This is a genomic window from Parabacteroides sp. PF5-6, from assembly GCF_029504695.1.
GTDB lineage: Bacteria > Bacteroidota > Bacteroidia > Bacteroidales > Tannerellaceae > QVMG01.
In genome coordinates, this window is the sequence record NZ_JAQFIN010000001.1 from 310,347 (window position 1) to 327,905 (window position 17,559).

Below are 17,559 nucleotides of genomic sequence, written 5' to 3' on the forward strand. Positions count from 1 at the left end.
TTCGGTAGCTATCTTATTTGTATTGCCCACTCAAATCTAAGATCTCCACTTTGCGGAAATCGACGGGGTGGCTTTCGGATTGCAAGGAGATATAACCTTCTTTCAGGGGGCCGTCGGGGATGTTGGGTTTGGGGCTGACGTTGCCGCCGCCCACGCTGATGTTCGTGTAGGTCATGATCGTATCGCCGGCAATGACATGGTGGGCGATGCTGTCGCCCAGGACGATCAGTTCGATCGTTACCCACTGGTCGCCATGGTAGGTCTCAGACGTGGAAGAGGCGCAATGGCCGCTATAGGGCACACCTTCGAGATAGACTTCGGTGCCGGGGGTACAGACACTGCCGGTGGGGCGGTCGCCTGTGCCGTCGCCACCCAGGAATTGGGCTTCGATGGATACGGGGAAGTCCTGATCGATATGCATGCTCTCGGGCGACTGGCAATGCAGCATCGCGCCGCTGTTGCGGTAGGCCCAACCCGGACCTTCATTGGCCTGTTCGCCTACGAAGCGGTATTCGACCCGCAGTTTGTAGTGCGAGAATTTCTTTTTGTTGTAGAAGATATGACCGAAGCGCTGGTTGAAGCTGTCGTAGGCATCGTAGCGCACTTTCATCAGGCCGTCTTCTACGCGGAAGGTATTGCCGAAGTTCTCGCCAGCTGGATAGCCGGTGATCTTCATGGTCCAGTCGTCGAGGTCTTCACCGTTGAAGAGGGATACCCATTCTTCTTTTTCGGTTGTTTGTTGTTTGGTGTTGCAGGCTGTCAGGCAGAAACACAGAGAGAGTAGGATGAAAGCTGTTCTCATGATTTTGAAGTATTTAAAGATTAACAATCAATTTGATACAAAGAAAAGGATTTATTCGTTTAAAAGCAACGGATATAACCCAAAGACAAGGTGTCGTACAGATTATCTTTTATCCCGTGATTGTAGCGGAAGGAGAGGATGTTCTTCTTCAGTTCGTATCGCAGGTTGTTGCGCCAGACCATGGAGTTGTCGCCGTTTGCTTTGTATCCGCTGATTCCGGAGAAGTCGGTCGTCAGGGTGAAGCTACGGTAGTGGGCAGTCAGGCCGGCGCCGAACAGGATCGCATCGTTCTGGCGGTGGATGATCTCATTGGTCATCCAGCAGTAGAAGCCGACCATCGCCTGCAGGCGCAACGACAGGTTGTCGCTACCCCGGGCTTTGATCAGGTCTTTCCCGGCGGTGACATCAAACCAGTAGCTGGCTGCATCCGTATATCGGGCATCGCATACCCGGCCTCCGCTGGCTGTCTTCAGGGTCATATTCACCATCGCGTCCAGCCACTTCTCACTTTTCAAGACCTGAAAGAAAGCCGTCACGATAACGTCTCCATGGAAGGTGATCGGGCTTTCCCGTCCGACGGCGTATCGTTCGTCCACAATCTCCTGCGTCATTTCGTACTCTTCGAAGAGATTCATGCTGACTTCAATCCCGGCTTTCCCGCGGAAGAAAGGAAGAAGCGCCCGGGTGTATAGGTTCGTCGTTTTGTCGCCGCTAAAGTAATGATATTCCCCTCTGACCTCTGCCTCGTAGCGTTCGCTCACCTTGCCCGAGCGAAGGATCGGTATCGGAAAAGCATTCGGCCCGAAGTAACGGGGCGAATAGATCAGCAGTTTCATCTGCTCGTGGTAATCGCTTGCCGAGATAACGGGGGGGCATAGGAATATTAGGCTAAATAATAGCAGTACTTTGTAAGTGAATTTCATCTGTCTGTCTTTCTTTATGCAGCAAAAGTATATATTTCAGTTGATTTTATTACATTTGCTCGGGTAAAACGAATCTTAATCCATAGATAATACGATCATGAAACAGCACTTTTCTTTTCGCAAGCTGGCCGCAGTGGCCTTTTCTTTACTTTTTGTCTTTGCTCTTTCGGCAAAGAAACCCATTAAAACGTTGGTCGTTACCGGACAGAACAACCATAACTGGAAGGTGAGCCACGTTGTATTCAAACAATTAATGGAGAACTCCGGTTTGTTCACGGTCGATTTGGCCGTATCTCCCGAGAAGGGACAGGATATGTCGGGGTTTGTACTCGACTTTTCGGCTTATGAGTTGGTCGTGCTCGACTACAATGGCGATGCCTGGCCGGAAGAAACCAACCGGCGCTTCCTCGCGTTTGTGGAGAATGGCGGTGGAGTGGTGGTTTATCATGCCGCCGACAACGCTTTCCCGGACTGGAAAGCCTACAACGAGATGATTGCCCTGGGCGGTTGGGAAGGACGCAACGAGAAGTCGGGTCCCTATGTCTACTGGCAAGACGGACGTCTGGTGAAAGACAGTTCGCCCGGTCACGGCGGTTCCCACGGCCGGCAGCATACTTACGTATTGAACGGCCGGGATATGAATCATCCGATCACCAAAGGCCTGCCTGCGAAATGGCTGCACGCCAAGGATGAGCTCTACGACCGGATGCGTGGTCCCGGCGATATCACTAATCTATTGTACACCGCCTATTCGGATAAAGAAACCGGCGGATCGGGTAGGGAAGAACCCTTGCTTTTCACCGTGCATTACGGCAAAGGCCGCATCTTCCACACGATGTTGGGCCATGCCGGCGAAACGGTAACGGATAGTCCGGCAATGCAGTGCACCGGCTTCCAGGTAACTTTCCTTCGCGGCGCCGAATGGGCTGCCACCGGCAAAGTAAAACAAAAGGTTCCGAAGGATTTTCCGAAGGAAGAGGGGATTACTTATAGGAAAGAGTATAAATAAGGATAAGGGGCTTAAAGGGTTTAAGGGGTTTAAAGGGTTTAAGGAATTGGCTCCCTTAATCCCCTTAAACCCCTTAAACCCCTTATCCCTTAAATGCCCTCACCTTCTCCCTATCCGTCTGCACCGTCTCAAATTCAGAGCCGATCGCGCTATTGCCCATCGGTACATTCTCTTTGCGGTAGGTCATTTGACTATAGACGGTACTGCGGGCGGAGGTATGAAATTCCGTCGCGCCGGTCTCCTTTTCAATCCGGGCGATATTGTTCTCACGCACACCGCAGCCGGGCATGATGATGATGCGTCCGGCAGCCCGGCGAACCAGTTCGGCGATCAGGGGAATGCCCTGTTCGGCCGTTGCCTGCTGGCCTGAGGTAAGGATCCGGTCGCATCCCGCTTCGATAAGTTGCTCCAGGGCCAGGAAAGGGTCGCGGCAGACATCGAACGCGCGGTGGAAAGTGACCGACAACGGTCGCGCCGCCTCCATCAACCGTTTTAATAATACGGTATCGATATCTCCCTCCCGCGTCAGGCAGCCAAACACCACCCCGTGCACGCCTAATTCTTTACACAACGCAATATCCAGCAACATCGCTTCTACTTCCGCCTCCGTATACAGGAAATCTCCGCCCCGCGGACGGATAATCACGTTGATATCTATCTCTTTGGTCAATGCCTGCGCTGTTTTTATTTCGCCGTAACTCGGCGTCGTCCCACCTTCGGGGATCGCAGCGCATAGTTCCACCCGGCGGGCTCCCCCGGCTTCCGCTTCCACACAACTTTGTGCCGAGTTGGTACAGATCTCGATCGTTCGTTTCATTCGTATGTATCTATCGTTTTTTTCTTCCGCCAAAGATAACCCATTTTGGCGGGATTTCTATTTCTTTCTGATAGGAGTATTTGTTTGTTGATAACCGTCAACACATTTGTTGATAACTATCAACAGATCTGTTGACAATTGTCAACAAACTTGTTGATAATTATCAACAAATAACTACTCCTTGGAATACGCTTATATATAGGTGTTTATGCGTGTCGCTAAAACCGGGGAAGAAATGACGGGTTCTAATCAATAAAACCCTTACATTTGCACAGTCATTTAAGCAAACGACCCAGTATGATGAACGAAAAACTCAAAGGACACTTGTTTGTCTTTGCGGCTTATATCCTTTTTGCCGTTAATATTCCGATTTCCAAGTATTTGCTTCCTACGCACGTCACGCCTGAGGCGTTGACCATCATGCGTATGGCGTTTGGGTGTGTGATGTTCTGGATCACTTCGTTGTTTACGGCCAAAGAGCATGTGCCGTTGAAGGATATCGGGCTGTTGTTTGTCTGTGGTATGTTCGGGATTGCTGTCAATCAGGGGCTTTTTATCAATGGCTTGAGCCTGACGTCGCCTTTGGATGCGTCGATTATCACGACGGGCGGGCCGGTTTTTGTGATGATCCTGGCGGCTTTGATTCTGAAAGAACCGATCACGCGCATGAAAGCGTTCGGGGTATTGCTCGGATTATGCGGTGCGTTGTTGCTTGTGTTGCATTCGGCAAACGTGGAAGCGGAGCAGGCGAGTAGCCTGGGCGGTAACCTGATGATCGTGAGCAGCAGTTTGTCGTATTCGCTTTACCTGGTCCTGTCGCGACCGTTGGTTGCCCGTTATTCATCGGTCACGATCATGAAATGGATGTTCCTTTTTGCCACTTTGGCTTTGGTGCCGTTTACTTTCCAGGATGTGATCGATGCGCCGGCGTTCAATCGGGAGGTGTTGGATTACAAAGAGCTTACAGCTATCTTCTTTGTCCTGTTCGGGGCGACTTTCCTGCCTTACCTCTTCCTTCCGCCGGCACAGAAACGCATTCGGCCGACGACCGTCAGCATGTATAATTACGTGCAACCGATCGTGGCTTCGTTGATCGCCATTCTGATCGGGCAGGATACGTTGAACTTCCCGGTAGTCGTTTCTGCTGTGTTTGTTTTTGTGGGCGTCTATTTGGTGACACAAAGTAAGAGCCGGGCAGATGTGGAAAGAGAATTGACAGTCGATGATTGATAATTGATAATAAAATGTCCATTTGTTTGGACGCTTTCAGATTAATTCGTAAGTTTGTCGCGTAATAATGAATACGACACTACACATAATGAACCGCGGATCTGGCATCTCCCATGCCAATTTAGCCTATTATACGTGGGCATTAATGACCCCCTGGGGGGTAAGCATCTACAAATAACAATGCGGAGGCCAGGCCTCTGGTTGTTGCAATCATCAAGTATTGCGTCTTTTTTATCATTCCGGTTATAGCCGGTTCTTTATCACTTAACATAAAGTTTTGAATACAAATGAAAGTATTAAAATTTGGCGGAACGTCCGTAGGTTCCGTAAATAGTATTTTGAATGTAAAAAAGATTGTGGAGGCCGTAGAAGAACCTGTAGTCGTAGTCGTCTCTGCATTGGGTGGCATCACTGACAAACTGATCGCCACGTCACAGATGGCTGCCAAAGGAGATGTGGCTTATGAAAAAGAACTTTCGGAGATCATCACCCGTCACCTGGATGTGATCGAAGGAGTGATTCCCGATACCACGGTGCGCAAGGAAGTACAGGAAAAGGTGATGCGTCTGTTGGATGAATTGAGCAATATCTTCCGGGGCGTTTACCTGATCAATGACCTGTCGGCAAAGACTTCGGACACGATCGTGAGCTATGGCGAGCGGTTGTCGTCGGTGATCGTTTCGAACGTGATCCGCGATGCCAAACTCTACGACTCGCGTAAGTTTATCAAGACTACTCCACAATTCAATAAACATATTGTCGACTTTGATCTGACCAACAAACTGATCAAAGAGACGTTCGATCCGCTGCCCAAGGTGGCTTTGGTGCCCGGTTTCATCTCTACGAGCATGGAGAACGGCGAAGTGACCAACCTGGGACGGGGAGGGTCGGACTATACGGCCTCTATCCTGGCCACCGCGCTGGATGCTTCGATGTTGGAGATCTGGACCGATGTGGACGGCTTTATGACGGCCGATCCCCGGGTGATCAGTTCGGCTTATGTGATCGAACGGTTGAGCTTTACCGAAGCGATGGAGCTTTGTAACTTCGGCGCTAAGGTGATTTATCCGCCAACGATCTATCCGGTTTACCATAAGAATATACCGATCCGCATCCTGAATACCTTCAACCCGGAAGCGCCGGGGACGTATATCTCCAAAGAACGGACCAAAGAAGAAGGCAAAGCGATTATCAAAGGGATTTCATCGATCAATGACACCTGCCTGATCACGGTACACGGACTGGGTATGGTCGGGGTGATCGGGGTGAACTACCGTATCTTTAAGACCCTGGCGAAGAATGGCATCAGCGTCTTTATGGTGTCGCAGGCCAGCTCGGAGAACAATACGACCTTTGCCGTACGTAATGCGGACGCCGACCTGGCGGTGGAGGTGTTGAACGAAGAGTTTGCACTGGAACGTTCCCTGGGCGAGATCAGTGATATGGTGGCCGAGAAAGACCTGGCTACCGTAGCTATCGTAGGCGAGAATATGAAACGTACGCCGGGTATTGCCGGGAAGCTGTTCGGTACACTCGGACGTGCCGGTATCAGTGTGATCGCCTGTGCACAAGGAGCGTCGGAGACAAACATCTCGTTTGTGATCAAACACAAATACCTGCGCAAAGCCCTGAACTCGATCCACGACTCTTTTTTCCTTTCGGAATACAAGGTGTTAAACCTTTTTATAGCGGGGGTCGGGACGGTAGGAGGAAACCTGTTGGAGCAAATCCGTATCCAACAGCCAAAGTTAATGGAACAAAACGGATTGAAACTGAAGATCGTCGGCATATCTAATTCCAAAAAGGCCTATCTGTGCCGGGAAGGGATTAACCTGGAGAACTACAGAGAGGTCTTAAAGGAGAAAGGGGAACCGAGTACTCCGAAGACACTTTGTGATGAGATCTTGAAAATGAACATCTTCAACTCGGTCTTTGTGGACTGTACGGCCAGCCGGGAAGTGGCTGCCCTGTACGAAGAGTTGATGAATAATAACGTTTCGGTGGTTGCAGCCAACAAAGAAGCGGCATCTGCCGGCTTTGAGACCTATCAGAAACTGAAGGATATGGCGCGTCGGCGGGATGTGAAGTTCCTGTTCGAAACAAATGTAGGCGCCGGGCTTCCGATTATCAATACGATGAATGATCTTCAGAACAGTGGCGATCATATACTGAAGCTTGAAGCGGTGCTTTCGGGTACGTTGAATTATATCTTCAATACGATCAGCGCGGAGATCCCTTTCAGCCAGGCCATCCGGATGGCGAAAGAGGCAGGCTATGCCGAGCCGGACCCGCGGATCGACCTGAGTGGGAAAGATGTGATCCGTAAACTGGTGATCCTCGCCCGTGAAGCCGGTTATAAGATCGAACAGAAAGACGTGAAGCTCGAATGTATCCTGCCGGAGAAGTATTTCGAAGGGTCATTGGACGACTTCTGGGCGACTATAACGGAGATGGATGCCGTCTTCGAAACGCGCCGGCAGAAACTGGAGAAGGAACATAAGCATTTACGTTTTGTTGCCACCATGGACCGCGGCAGTTGCCACCTGGGTCTGCAGGAAGTCGACAGCCATCACCCGTTCTACGAACTGGAAGGCAGCAACAACATCATTATGATCTCCACCGAACGCTACTACGAATACCCCATGATGATCAAAGGCTATGGCGCCGGGGCAGACGTAACGGCGGCAGGGGTCTTTTCCGACATAATCTCAATCGCTAACATTCGTTAGCGATTGAACCATCTTAATGGTATTTACCAATGAATTGACAAAGAAAGATTTGTTTGTAGGAATCCGGGCATGTCAATAGATACATGATATGAAAACAATTATAATTCTTGGGGACGGTATGGCCGACGAGCCCATCGAGGCTTTGGGTTATAAGACTCCCCTGCAATTCGCCAACACACCTTATATGGACAAACTTGCGTCTATGGGGGTGACCGGGCGAATGAAAACCGTACCGGATGGGTTTCATCCGGGAAGTGAAGTCGCCAACCTTGCTGTATTAGGTTACGACTTATCTCAGGTGTACGAAGGACGAGGAGTCCTGGAAGCTGCCAGTATCGGTGTCGACCTGGCGCCGGATGAGATGGCAATGCGTTGCAATCTGATTTGTGTGAAAGGCAGTATCCTGAAGAACCATTCCGCCGGGCATATCTCCACGGAAGAGGCGGACGAACTGATCCGCTTTCTGGAGGAAAAGTTGGGTTCCGACCGGGTCCGGTTCCATACCGGCGTGTCTTATCGGCATCTGTTGGTGATCCGGAACGGAAACAAAGACGTAGACTGTACACCGCCTCACGATGTGCCGCTCCATCCGTTTCGCCCCTTATTGGTCAAGGCGAAGACAGCGGAAGCCGAAGAAACGGCCGATCTGTTGAATACCTTGATTCTTCAATCCCAGGAACTTCTGAAAGATCATCCGATCAACCGCCGACGGTTGGCGGAAGGCAAAGATCCGGCGAATAGCATCTGGCCCTGGTCGCCGGGTTATCGTCCGGCGATGCAGACGATGCAGGAATTGTATGGTTTTGAAAGGGGAAGTGTGATCTCGGCGGTCGACTTGATCCGGGGCATTGGGGTATATGCCGGACTGCAGAATATTCCGGTCGAAGGGGCAACAGGCCTGTATGATACGAATTATGAAGGGAAAGCGCGTGCTGCGATAGAAGCCTTGAAGACGAACAACTTCGTTTACCTGCATATCGAAGCCAGCGACGAAGCCGGCCATGAAGGCGATGTGAAACTGAAGGTGAAAACCATCGAGGCCTTAGACCACCGGGCTATCCGGATTATTTACGAAGAAGTAAAACAATGGGACGAACCGGTAACCATCGCAGTACTGCCGGACCACCCGACGCCCTGTGCCATCCGAACGCATACCAATCAACCCGTTCCTTTCCTGATCTATCGACCGGGAATCATACCGGACGCAGTTTCCCATTACGATGAAGACGCGGTCAAAGAAGGAAAATATGGGGTGTTGGAAGGGGATTCGTTTATTCGGTTGCTTTTAGATAAGAACTAATATACAAATATGAAATATTACAGCACAAACAAACAAACCGCCCCAGCCTCCCTGGAAGAGGCGGTTGTGAAAGGCTTAGCCGGAGATAAAGGGCTTTATATGCCCGAACGCATCGTGCCGATTGCTCCGGAGGTGATTGCCGACCTGAAGAACCGGTCTTTCCATGAGATTGCCTGCATCGTGGCACGTGCATTCTTTGGCGAAGATATCGAACCGGATACCTTGGATCAGATCGTAAAGGATACGCTTTCGTTTGAAACACCGGTGGTTTCTGTGACGGAGAAGATCTATAGCCTGGAGCTTTTCCATGGGCCGACTTTGGCGTTTAAGGATGTCGGCGGCCGTTTTATGGCGCGTCTGTTGGGCTACTTTATCCGGAAGCAAGGCCTGAAGCAGGTCAATGTGTTGGTAGCCACCTCCGGCGATACGGGCAGTGCGGTGGCGAATGGTTTTCTGGGTGTGGAAGGTATCCATGTGTATGTGCTCTATCCGAAAGGGAAGGTGAGCCCGATCCAGGAATGTCAGTTTACCACCCTGGGACAGAATATCACCGCATTGGAGATCGACGGCACCTTTGATGATTGCCAGCGTCTGGTGAAAGCAGCTTTTATGGATGAAGAACTGAACCGGCACATGATGTTGACTTCGGCCAACTCGATCAATGTGGCGCGTTTCCTTCCGCAGTCGTTCTACTATTTCAATGCCTACGCGCAATTGGACCGGATCGGGAAGGCACAGGACTTGGTCGTTTGTGTGCCGAGTGGTAACTTCGGCAATATCACCGCCGGATTGTTTGCCCATCGCATGGGACTGCCGATCAAACGTTTTATCGCGGCGAACAACCGCAACGATGTATTCCTGGAGTACCTGAGTACGGGTGTCTATACGCCGCGTCCTTCTGTGGCAACGATTGCCAACGCCATGGATGTGGGCGATCCGAGTAACTTTGCCCGGATCCTGGATCTGTACGGAGCGGATCAGGAGACGCATCAACGCATCACTGCATTGATCTCCGGCTATCGTTTTACCGATGAAGAGATTGCCGCGACGATCAAACGGGTCTATGAGAAAGAAAACTACCTATTGGATCCACATGGCGCTTGCGGATACCAAGCCCTTGAGAATAGCCTGCAGGAAGGGGAGGTTGGCGTGTTCCTGGAAACTGCCCATCCGGCAAAGTTCAAAGATACGGTCGATCAGATCTTAGGCGCTGATATCGAGATCCCCGGCAAGCTACAAGCCTTTATGAAAGGAGAGAAGCAAAGTTTAAGCTTAGATAAAGATTTTCAATCTTTTAAACTATATTTGCTGACGAAATAATTAGAGCCACGGATAACGCGGCCATTAAAACTCTACTGTATATGAAGAATCTGTTTTTGCTTCTTTGTATTCCTTTCTTGTTTGCGTGTGCTTCGACAGAAGCACCGAAGAAGGAATTCAACAACCCGGTTATTCCGGGAGACTTTGCTGATCCGACCGTGATCCGCCTGGGGGATACCTATTATGCGACGGGCACTTCCTCTGAATGGGCGCCGCATTATCCGATCTATGTTTCGAAAGACCTGGTGAACTGGGAGCAGACCAGCCATGTCTTCGCCCAGCATCCCGAATGGACAACCGGTTCGTTCTGGGCGCCGGAACTGTATTTCCATAAGAATAAGGTATATGTCTATTACACGGCACGCAACCAAGCGGGTGTTTCTTATATCGGTGTGGCTACGGCCGATCGTCCGGAAGGACCGTATACCGATCATGGCTTGACCGTGGAGTGGGGGACAGAAGCGATCGATGCGTTTATCCTTGAAGATAATGGCGAGTTGTATATCAGTTGGAAAGCGTATGGCCTGGATGATCGTCCGATCGAACTGATTGCTTCGAAGCTTTCGGCGGATGGTCTGCGCATGGAAGGCGAACCTTTCTCGTTGATGCGCGATGAGGAACGGATCGGTATGGAAGGACAACATTGGATGAAACATGGGGATTACTACTATATGATCTACTCGGTCAAAAGTTGTTGCGGACCGCGCAGCGACTATCAGGTGTATGTCGCCCGTTCGAAAGACTTGAAAGGTCCTTATGAGAAGTACGAAGGGAATCCGATCCTTTATGGCGACGGTACGGACTTTATCTCCTGTGGTCACGGAACGGTGGTGAACAGTCCTGATGATCGGATGTTCTACCTCTGTCATGGTTACCTGGCGGGTGAAGGTTTCTACAACGGACGCCAGGGTATTTTGCAGGAAATGGTTTTTGATGAAGCGGATTGGATCCAGTTTACCACAGGTAATGTCGCCAGTATCCGTCAGACTGTTCCTTTCGCACAAACCGAACAACAGCCGGTTGCCGACTTTATCGAGGATTTCAAGCGTACGGGACTCTCTCTTGCCTGGAGTTGGAACTTTGTGTATTCGGATATCGCCGTGAAGAGTGGGAACGGTATCCTGCAATTGAGTGGACAGCCGAAAGAAGGGAATGACTTCGGCACAGTATGTTGTATTCGTCCTTTGAAACCGAATTATACCTATGAGACGAAAGTCGATAACACCAATGCGAGCTTCAAGGGGTTGACGATGTATGGTGATGATAAGAACCTGGTGGCTTTGGGTGTTATGGGAAACCAATTGATCGTGAAAGCAATACGTGATGGAAAGGAAGCGATAGTTTCTGAAAAAGAACTTCCGGAAGCAAGTCCTTATCTGCGAATCGAAGTAACGAAAGGTTGTTACTGTTCATTTTTTTATAGCCTTGACGGAAAGGAATGGATCGGGCTGCAGGAAGCGACCGATTACAGTTACCTGGTGCGTTGGGACCGGGTGGCCCGTCCGGGACTTATCCATATCGGTGCGTTCGATGAGCCGGCGGAATTCAAAGGCTTCAGTATGAAATACTGATAGATTCTGTCTATCTCCTGATTCTCTTTTTCTTTAAACCTTTCCGCAAGTGGAGCTGTTTATAGAGTAGTTACAACAAAACAATTAAAAACAAAAAGAGAATTATGGAAACAAAAGTAAAAAAACAGAGTGTAAGTCAAGTGAGTAATCAGAACAAAGAGTTAGCCCAGTTTATCGGTGAGATCTTCTCGTTCAATGTAAGTTTGAAGTTGTTCCACTGGCATGTGACCGGACCGGCAAGCTACGCCCAACACATGGCTTTGGACCAGGCAGTTGAATCGTTGACTGAAACATTGGATGCGGTAGCGGAAACGTCGTATGCGTTGGTGGGTGATATGGATATTCTTGTTCCGCAAACCAAATCGCCTCAGCATATCATTAAACATATCGAAGGCTTCTACGATCACGTACAGGATCGCCGCCATCTCTTTACGGAAGATTTCTCCGCCGGTTTGATGGACGACCTGCAGGAAGCCATGCAACAGTTGCTTTATCGCTTGAAGAGACTGTCGTAGTCAATCCACCGCCCATTCCTTCATCTCGTACATATCGAGGTATTCTTCCCATTCGGGGTCTACCTCGGTATAGATCGAGATCGGAAGAAGGTCGAAGGAGGCTAAAGTATCGTTCAGCCGTTCGCCGAAGACGCGGGTGGTACGGGTGTAATACACCCAGATCTTCTCGCCTCCGCCGGTATAGACGCTGGAAAGGATCGATAACTTATCTTTTTCCATCGCTTTGCGGAGCGTTTCCTCTACTTTCTCCATCAATTCCGCCACTTCATCCGAAGGCATTCCTTTGTCGTCGGCTTCGTATTTCCAGGTGATCTCCACGCGTTCTTTAAACTTTCCCGATTGAACAAATTCATTCAATTCATCCCGACCGTATACGGTAATCATATTTCCCTGTTCATCTTCCGATAAGGCAGTGAACCAGACGTTGCTTAGTCTCATATTGTAGTATTTAATGTTTTTCTGTCTCGTTTCCCCTTCAGCCATAACTGGTAGGAGTTGATAATGTTTTGCCAGAGTACATAGGCCGCCGGGGCAACCGATGAAATGGGGTTGAGGTAGGTCTGTGCCATCCATATCGCCAGGATGGTATTTTTTTGTCCCAATCCCTGGCCGGAAGAGATCGGATCGCCGTATGTCCTGCCGATCCGTCTGCCCAGTAGAAACTGAATGACGCAGATCACCAGGGCGACAACAGCCATACTGATCTCCACGACGTAGTTCGGATCTTCCTGTTCGACCAGGAAGTTGACGGTTGTGCCCGTGACCAGTGTCAAGGAAAAAGCCCAGATATAAAAGGTAGCACCATTCAGACTCAATAGCTTTTGATGGATCACGGGAGTATACCGCCGGATGATCCAAGCCAATAAAAGCGGCAGGATCAGTATCGGTCCGACCTGTTTGCAGATATAGATAAAAGCCGAAAGAAACGTGACGCCCGAATGGGGCTCGATCAAAGGAAAGAGAGCCGGGGCGACAATCGCCACGCCGATATTACATAACAATAGGTAACTGGTTAGGAACGGAACACTTCCCCCCAACATCCCGGTGATGACCGCTGCAGCCGTAGCCGTTGGAGCCAGTACACAGATCAAAGCCCCCTGGGCAACGACCGGATGAATAGAGTAAAGCATGCCATACACCACAACTGATCCGACCAACTGAATCAACAGTAGCCAAACATGTGCCTTATGAATATGTATATCCCGTGGAGACAGTTTGCAGAAGGTCAGTAGTAGCATGGCGAAGATCAGGTAAGGCGTCAGAAAGATCAACCGGCTTATCCACGGATAAGTAAGCGTGCCCGCAACCATCGCCAACGGAAGCATCCAGTCCTTCAGAAATTTCAGCATAACAAAAAGCTTAGAAAGTCATCTAATCCGATGATGTCGACTTTGGGGAAAGAGTATTGTTTCAGTATATTAAAGTGTTTATCCTCCGTCACTATAAACTTGGCATTGGCAACAATAGCACAATCGACAAACTTATTGTCATCCGGATCGGCTTCGATCAGTTCGAAATGAAAATGTGGACTGAAGAATAAAGTATGGGGATTGTTGATAATCAATTCGATGGTTAGTTTGGCTACTTGTATGCCGGCTAAACGTTCCAGTATCTCTTCATACTCATTGAGGATTTCGACGGAGATACATAACTGATTCGTCCCATCCAAAAAGCTTTCCCATATTCTGTGATATTTGCTTCTGGGTGGAAGACTTTGGATTAAGCTGTTTGTGTCTAAAACAATCCGACTCATCTTGATCCCATTCCGATTTCCGTTCGGAGGTGTTTTCCACGCAGCTCGTCCAACTTCTCCTGGTTCAGCACCCCCGAGTCCCACAGCTGATCTAAAGACTGGTTTAGTTTATCTGAAAAATATTGAGTCAATACTTCTTTTACCTCCTCCAGTCTTTCTTCCGAACCATCAAAAGCAAACATCGTTAGCAAATGCTGTTGGACAGGATTTAAATTTGTATGCTTCATTCGCGTAATATACTAGTACTACACAAAGTTACGATTAATTGAAGAATATGCAATACTATATCTTCAATCTTATCTTCATCTTCATCAATAGCCAGGCCAGGGCGATGACGATCAGAGAGTATATCAGCGAAGTGATTAGTCCGGGGATGCCGCTATTCAATAGAGCCGGATGATGAGGACCTGCGATTGCCCGTATGCTCCACACATAAGGTATGATGTAACAGGTAAGCGTGATGGTTCCCGCAGGCTTAATAATCGTGAACCAATGGCTTTTCCCCTTCACGTCTGTCAGCCAATAGATACAAGCAAATAAGGGGAAGAATATGGCACAACAATAGAATAACCAGGTTGGCGTCCCTTGTAACTTAGAGATAATCCAATACTGATGCGCAATAATCGCAGCCACTAACAGAACTGCTCCAATACAAGACATAATTATCATAAAAGGTTTCGGACTTTGTTTATTTGCATATTTCTGCATGATAAGCGATGCGCAAACTCCTGCCATACCAAATCCATGTAAGGTGGCTTCACTGGGTATATAACCGACAAAAGCCCAGCCATCAAAAACTCCCGAAGCTGAGAGAACCGAGCAAAGTATTAATATCCCCCAGGCTATTGAATTGTAAACAATACTGTTTCGTGTAAACAAATAGATAAAAGTACAAACCAGATAAGTCCATCCGATAAGCCCCAGAATGCCCCACCATTTCGGAGAGAACGCACTGCCGTCTTGACCTTCGTAGATGGAGAACAGGTAAACGAGCAATAAAACGCCTACTATTTTCATTCCTGTAAAAAGATACTTCTTCCCGTCCGTCGCTTTCGGATATACGCTCCAGACCAGGAAGAATGCAATTACCATGATAGATGAAAAGAGGATCCAGGATATTCCTGTTGCTGATGGATCCAACGATTCCAGATTGACGGTAAAAAGCCCCATAATAAGTAGGGCGATTGTTCGTGAAAGAACATGCCAGGCAATCCGAGGAAGTGTATCCCCTTTCCTGATCCGGTTTTCAATAGCAAAAGGGATAGCCATGCCCATGGCGAAGAGGAATCCGGGGAAGATCGTGTCCGAGAAGCCCAGCATATCTTCATTCCGTTGGGCATGAAGTAGCCAGTGCGGGATATTCTTCAATCCCGGGATATCGTTCACGAATAACATAAAAAACATGGTGAGTGCCCGGAATATGTCCAGGGCTTCGATGCGACTTGTAGTGGTTCTCATAAAAGTTGAAAGTTAAAAGTTGAAAGTTGAAAGCGAAGAGTTGAGAGTGATCACTTTCAACTTTTCACTTTCAACTTTCAACTGATTTACCGGATGGGGATGTACTGCACGAACGCTTCGATGGCTTCGTAGGCAGCCAGTCCCAGGTTTTTATACAGTTCGGCCGTTGCCCGGTTGCGGTCTTCGGCGCGTTGCCAGAACAAACGTTCGTCGTCGCCCAGGAACGGAGCGCTCTCCATTTGTGACTGGTGCTTGAGGACCGCGTTACGTTTCAACCGCAGTTCTTCGGGGCTGATCGGTACGGCCATCTCGATATGGTCCATTTCCCATTCGGCCCAGGCGCCGCGATACATCCAGACGCGGCAGTTCTTCATCCATTCTTCGTCTTTGACGATATCGATGGCGGCCAGGATGGCGTCCAGACAAACCTTATGTGTGCCATGCGGGTCGGCCAGGTCGCCGGCGACAAACATCTGATCGGGTTTCACCTCTTCCAATAGGTCGAGGATAATCCGGATATCGGCTTCCGAGAGCGGTTTCTTCTTCACCAGGCCGGTTTCGTAGAACGGCAGGTCGAGGAAGCGGATATGATCGTCGTTGGTAATGCCCGAATAGCGGGCGCCGTGACGTGCCTCTTCCCGACGGATCGTCCCTTTCATAAAGAGCACATCCGCACGTTCGGGCTGGTCGTTATCGATCTTTTTATCGTACCGCAGGTATTGGATGATCTCTTCTGCTTTGTCTTTCACTGCCGTGTCGTTGGGCGAATACTTATCGCATACGTCGCGCAGGTACTCGCAGTAGCGGATCACCTCTTCATCGCCTACGGCAATATTGCCGGAGGTCTCATACGCCACATACACATCGTGCTTCTGATCGCACAACCGGCGGAAGGTACCGCCCATCGAGATCACATCATCATCGGGATGCGGGCTGAAGATAATCACCTTCTTCGGATAGGGATTGGCGCGTTCCGGACGGTTGGAATCGTCGGCGTTCGGCTTGCCTCCCGGCCATCCGGTGATGGTATGTTGGATATCATTGAATATCTTAATGTTCACATTGTAGGCCGAACCGAACACAGCCAAGAGCTCACCCAGTCCGTGTTCGCTATAGTCTTTGTTTGTCAATTTGAGGATCGGCTTACCGGTCAACTGACACAGCCAGGCGATGGCGCGGCGGATCAGTTTATTGTCCCATTCGCAGCTCGTCACCAGCCAGGGATGGCTGATGCGCGTCAGGTCGTACGCCGCGGAAAGGTCGATCACCGCTTTGGCGGCCGGATGGTTTTGCAGATAAGAAGAAGGTACCTGATCGGACACTTTGTCTTCTACCGTCTTGGCGATGATACCCGCTTTGTCTTCGCCCCAGGCCATGAGGATCACGTGTTTGGCATTCATCATTGTCGAGATACCCATGGTGATCACACCGGCCGGCACACTTTCGATGGAAGCGAAGGTGCGCGACGCCTCTTTGCGGGCAGCCCCTTCGAGATAGACCAGGCGTGTACGCGTGCTGGTCGATGTGCCGGCGGCGTTGAACATGATATTGCTCGTATGACCAACGCCCATCAGCATATAGTCGATACCGCCCACTTCGTTGATCTTCGCATCGTACGCTTCACAGAATTTGATGATCTCGTCTTTGGGCATCATGCCGTCGGGTGCGTAGATATTTGCCGGATCGATATCGATATGATCCAGTAATTCCGTTTTCAGGCGCTGCACATTTCCTGCCGAGGCATTTTGCAAGGGATAGAACTCATACTCCACAAAGATGATCACCTTGCGGAAGCTCAGTTGTTCCTCTTTGTGCATACGAATCAGCTCTTTGTAAACGGTTTCCGGCGAGCGTCCGCCGGGCAATGCTAAGACGAAGTATTCTCCCGTTTCCTGTTTCTTACGGATCTGGGTGGCCACTTCCTGCGCAATCGCCAAAGAGCCTTTGTCGGAGGACTCATAAATATCGGTAGGGATTTTCTCCAACCGGGTCAACACGGAATGCTCAAACGCATTCTCCGGATGATAATACCTTGTGGGTATTCGCGTGAGAGTAATCTGCGAACTAAGGTTTGTTCTCATGTTTTTTTTATTTAGTATCTTAGTTAAGCTACAAAGATAAGAAAAGCCTGC

16 protein-coding genes are annotated in these 17,559 nt (G+C 49.5%); 7 read left to right on the plus strand and 9 right to left on the minus strand.

The window, feature by feature from the left end; genetic code table 11:
- Nucleotides 1-13 precede the first annotated feature (13 nt).
- Both M2133_RS01230 and M2133_RS01235 read right to left on the minus strand, forming a co-directional pair.
- The gene (locus tag M2133_RS01230) at nucleotides 14-802 is read right to left on the minus strand and encodes a DUF1080 domain-containing protein (RefSeq protein ID WP_277464135.1); all 789 of its coding nucleotides are present in this window, start codon (nucleotides 800-802) and stop codon (nucleotides 14-16) included.
- A 59-nt stretch (nucleotides 803-861) separates the two neighbouring features.
- Nucleotides 862-1,638, minus strand: coding sequence for a hypothetical protein (locus tag M2133_RS01235; RefSeq protein ID WP_277464136.1), 777 nt, complete (start codon nucleotides 1,636-1,638; stop codon nucleotides 862-864).
- A 184-nt stretch (nucleotides 1,639-1,822) separates the two neighbouring features.
- Between M2133_RS01235 and M2133_RS01240 the strand changes: the two genes are divergently transcribed.
- Nucleotides 1,823-2,734, plus strand: a complete 912-nt coding sequence (locus tag M2133_RS01240) for a ThuA domain-containing protein (protein ID WP_277464137.1) — start codon at nucleotides 1,823-1,825, stop codon at nucleotides 2,732-2,734.
- Between the two features lie 82 nt (nucleotides 2,735-2,816).
- Here the strand turns inward: M2133_RS01240 and M2133_RS01245 are convergent, their stop codons facing one another.
- Complete coding sequence (locus M2133_RS01245; RefSeq protein WP_277464138.1) at nucleotides 2,817-3,551, minus strand: copper homeostasis protein CutC; 735 nt, start codon at nucleotides 3,549-3,551, stop codon at nucleotides 2,817-2,819.
- Between the two features lie 297 nt (nucleotides 3,552-3,848).
- Between M2133_RS01245 and M2133_RS01250 the strand changes: the two genes are divergently transcribed.
- The 6 genes from M2133_RS01250 to M2133_RS01275 all read left to right on the plus strand — a co-directional run bounded on the left by M2133_RS01250 (nucleotide 3,849) and on the right by M2133_RS01275 (nucleotide 12,216).
- A complete protein-coding gene (locus tag M2133_RS01250) occupies nucleotides 3,849-4,781 on the plus strand; it encodes a DMT family transporter (protein WP_277464139.1) in 933 nt (310 codons plus the stop codon).
- Nucleotides 4,782-5,068: 287 nt separating this feature from the next.
- Entirely contained in the window at nucleotides 5,069-7,510 is a 2,442-nt protein-coding gene (gene thrA, locus M2133_RS01255; protein WP_277464140.1) for a bifunctional aspartate kinase/homoserine dehydrogenase I, read from the plus strand.
- A gap of 88 nt (nucleotides 7,511-7,598) precedes the next feature.
- Nucleotides 7,599-8,810 (plus strand): cofactor-independent phosphoglycerate mutase, encoded by a 1,212-nt coding sequence (locus tag M2133_RS01260; RefSeq protein WP_277464141.1) that lies wholly within the window; start codon nucleotides 7,599-7,601, stop codon nucleotides 8,808-8,810.
- A gap of 9 nt (nucleotides 8,811-8,819) precedes the next feature.
- Nucleotides 8,820-10,130: a threonine synthase gene (thrC, locus tag M2133_RS01265; RefSeq protein ID WP_277464142.1), complete on the plus strand. Its 1,311-nt coding sequence runs from the start codon at nucleotides 8,820-8,822 to the stop codon at nucleotides 10,128-10,130.
- A gap of 41 nt (nucleotides 10,131-10,171) precedes the next feature.
- Complete coding sequence (locus tag M2133_RS01270; RefSeq protein ID WP_277464143.1) at nucleotides 10,172-11,701, plus strand: family 43 glycosylhydrolase; 1,530 nt, start codon at nucleotides 10,172-10,174, stop codon at nucleotides 11,699-11,701.
- Nucleotides 11,702-11,805: 104 nt separating this feature from the next.
- Nucleotides 11,806-12,216 carry a DUF5856 family protein gene (locus M2133_RS01275; RefSeq protein ID WP_277464144.1) on the plus strand — a complete coding sequence of 137 codons (411 nt, stop codon included), beginning with the start codon at nucleotides 11,806-11,808 and terminating at the stop codon, nucleotides 12,214-12,216.
- On the opposite strand, the gene M2133_RS01280 is transcribed toward M2133_RS01275, so the two are convergent.
- The 6 genes from M2133_RS01280 to M2133_RS01305 form a co-directional block, all read right to left on the minus strand.
- On the minus strand, nucleotides 12,217-12,654 hold the full coding sequence (locus M2133_RS01280; RefSeq protein ID WP_277464145.1) for a DUF695 domain-containing protein: 438 nt from the start codon (nucleotides 12,652-12,654) through the stop codon (nucleotides 12,217-12,219).
- The gene (locus M2133_RS01285; RefSeq protein ID WP_277464146.1) at nucleotides 12,651-13,565 is read right to left on the minus strand and encodes a transporter; all 915 of its coding nucleotides are present in this window, start codon (nucleotides 13,563-13,565) and stop codon (nucleotides 12,651-12,653) included. Before M2133_RS01285 ends, M2133_RS01280 begins: the two co-directional genes overlap by 4 nt.
- Complete coding sequence (locus M2133_RS01290) at nucleotides 13,559-13,969, minus strand: putative toxin-antitoxin system toxin component, PIN family (protein WP_277464147.1); 411 nt, start codon at nucleotides 13,967-13,969, stop codon at nucleotides 13,559-13,561. Before M2133_RS01290 ends, M2133_RS01285 begins: the two co-directional genes overlap by 7 nt.
- Nucleotides 13,966-14,196 (minus strand): hypothetical protein, encoded by a 231-nt coding sequence (locus M2133_RS01295; RefSeq protein ID WP_277464148.1) that lies wholly within the window; start codon nucleotides 14,194-14,196, stop codon nucleotides 13,966-13,968. The genes M2133_RS01290 and M2133_RS01295 overlap by 4 nt, the downstream gene beginning before the upstream one ends.
- Before the next feature lie 55 nt (nucleotides 14,197-14,251).
- Nucleotides 14,252-15,427 (minus strand): DUF5009 domain-containing protein, encoded by a 1,176-nt coding sequence (locus M2133_RS01300; protein ID WP_277464149.1) that lies wholly within the window; start codon nucleotides 15,425-15,427, stop codon nucleotides 14,252-14,254.
- A gap of 86 nt (nucleotides 15,428-15,513) precedes the next feature.
- Complete coding sequence (locus M2133_RS01305; RefSeq protein WP_277464150.1) at nucleotides 15,514-17,508, minus strand: glucosamine-6-phosphate deaminase; 1,995 nt, start codon at nucleotides 17,506-17,508, stop codon at nucleotides 15,514-15,516.
- Nucleotides 17,509-17,559: the final 51 nt, after the last annotated feature.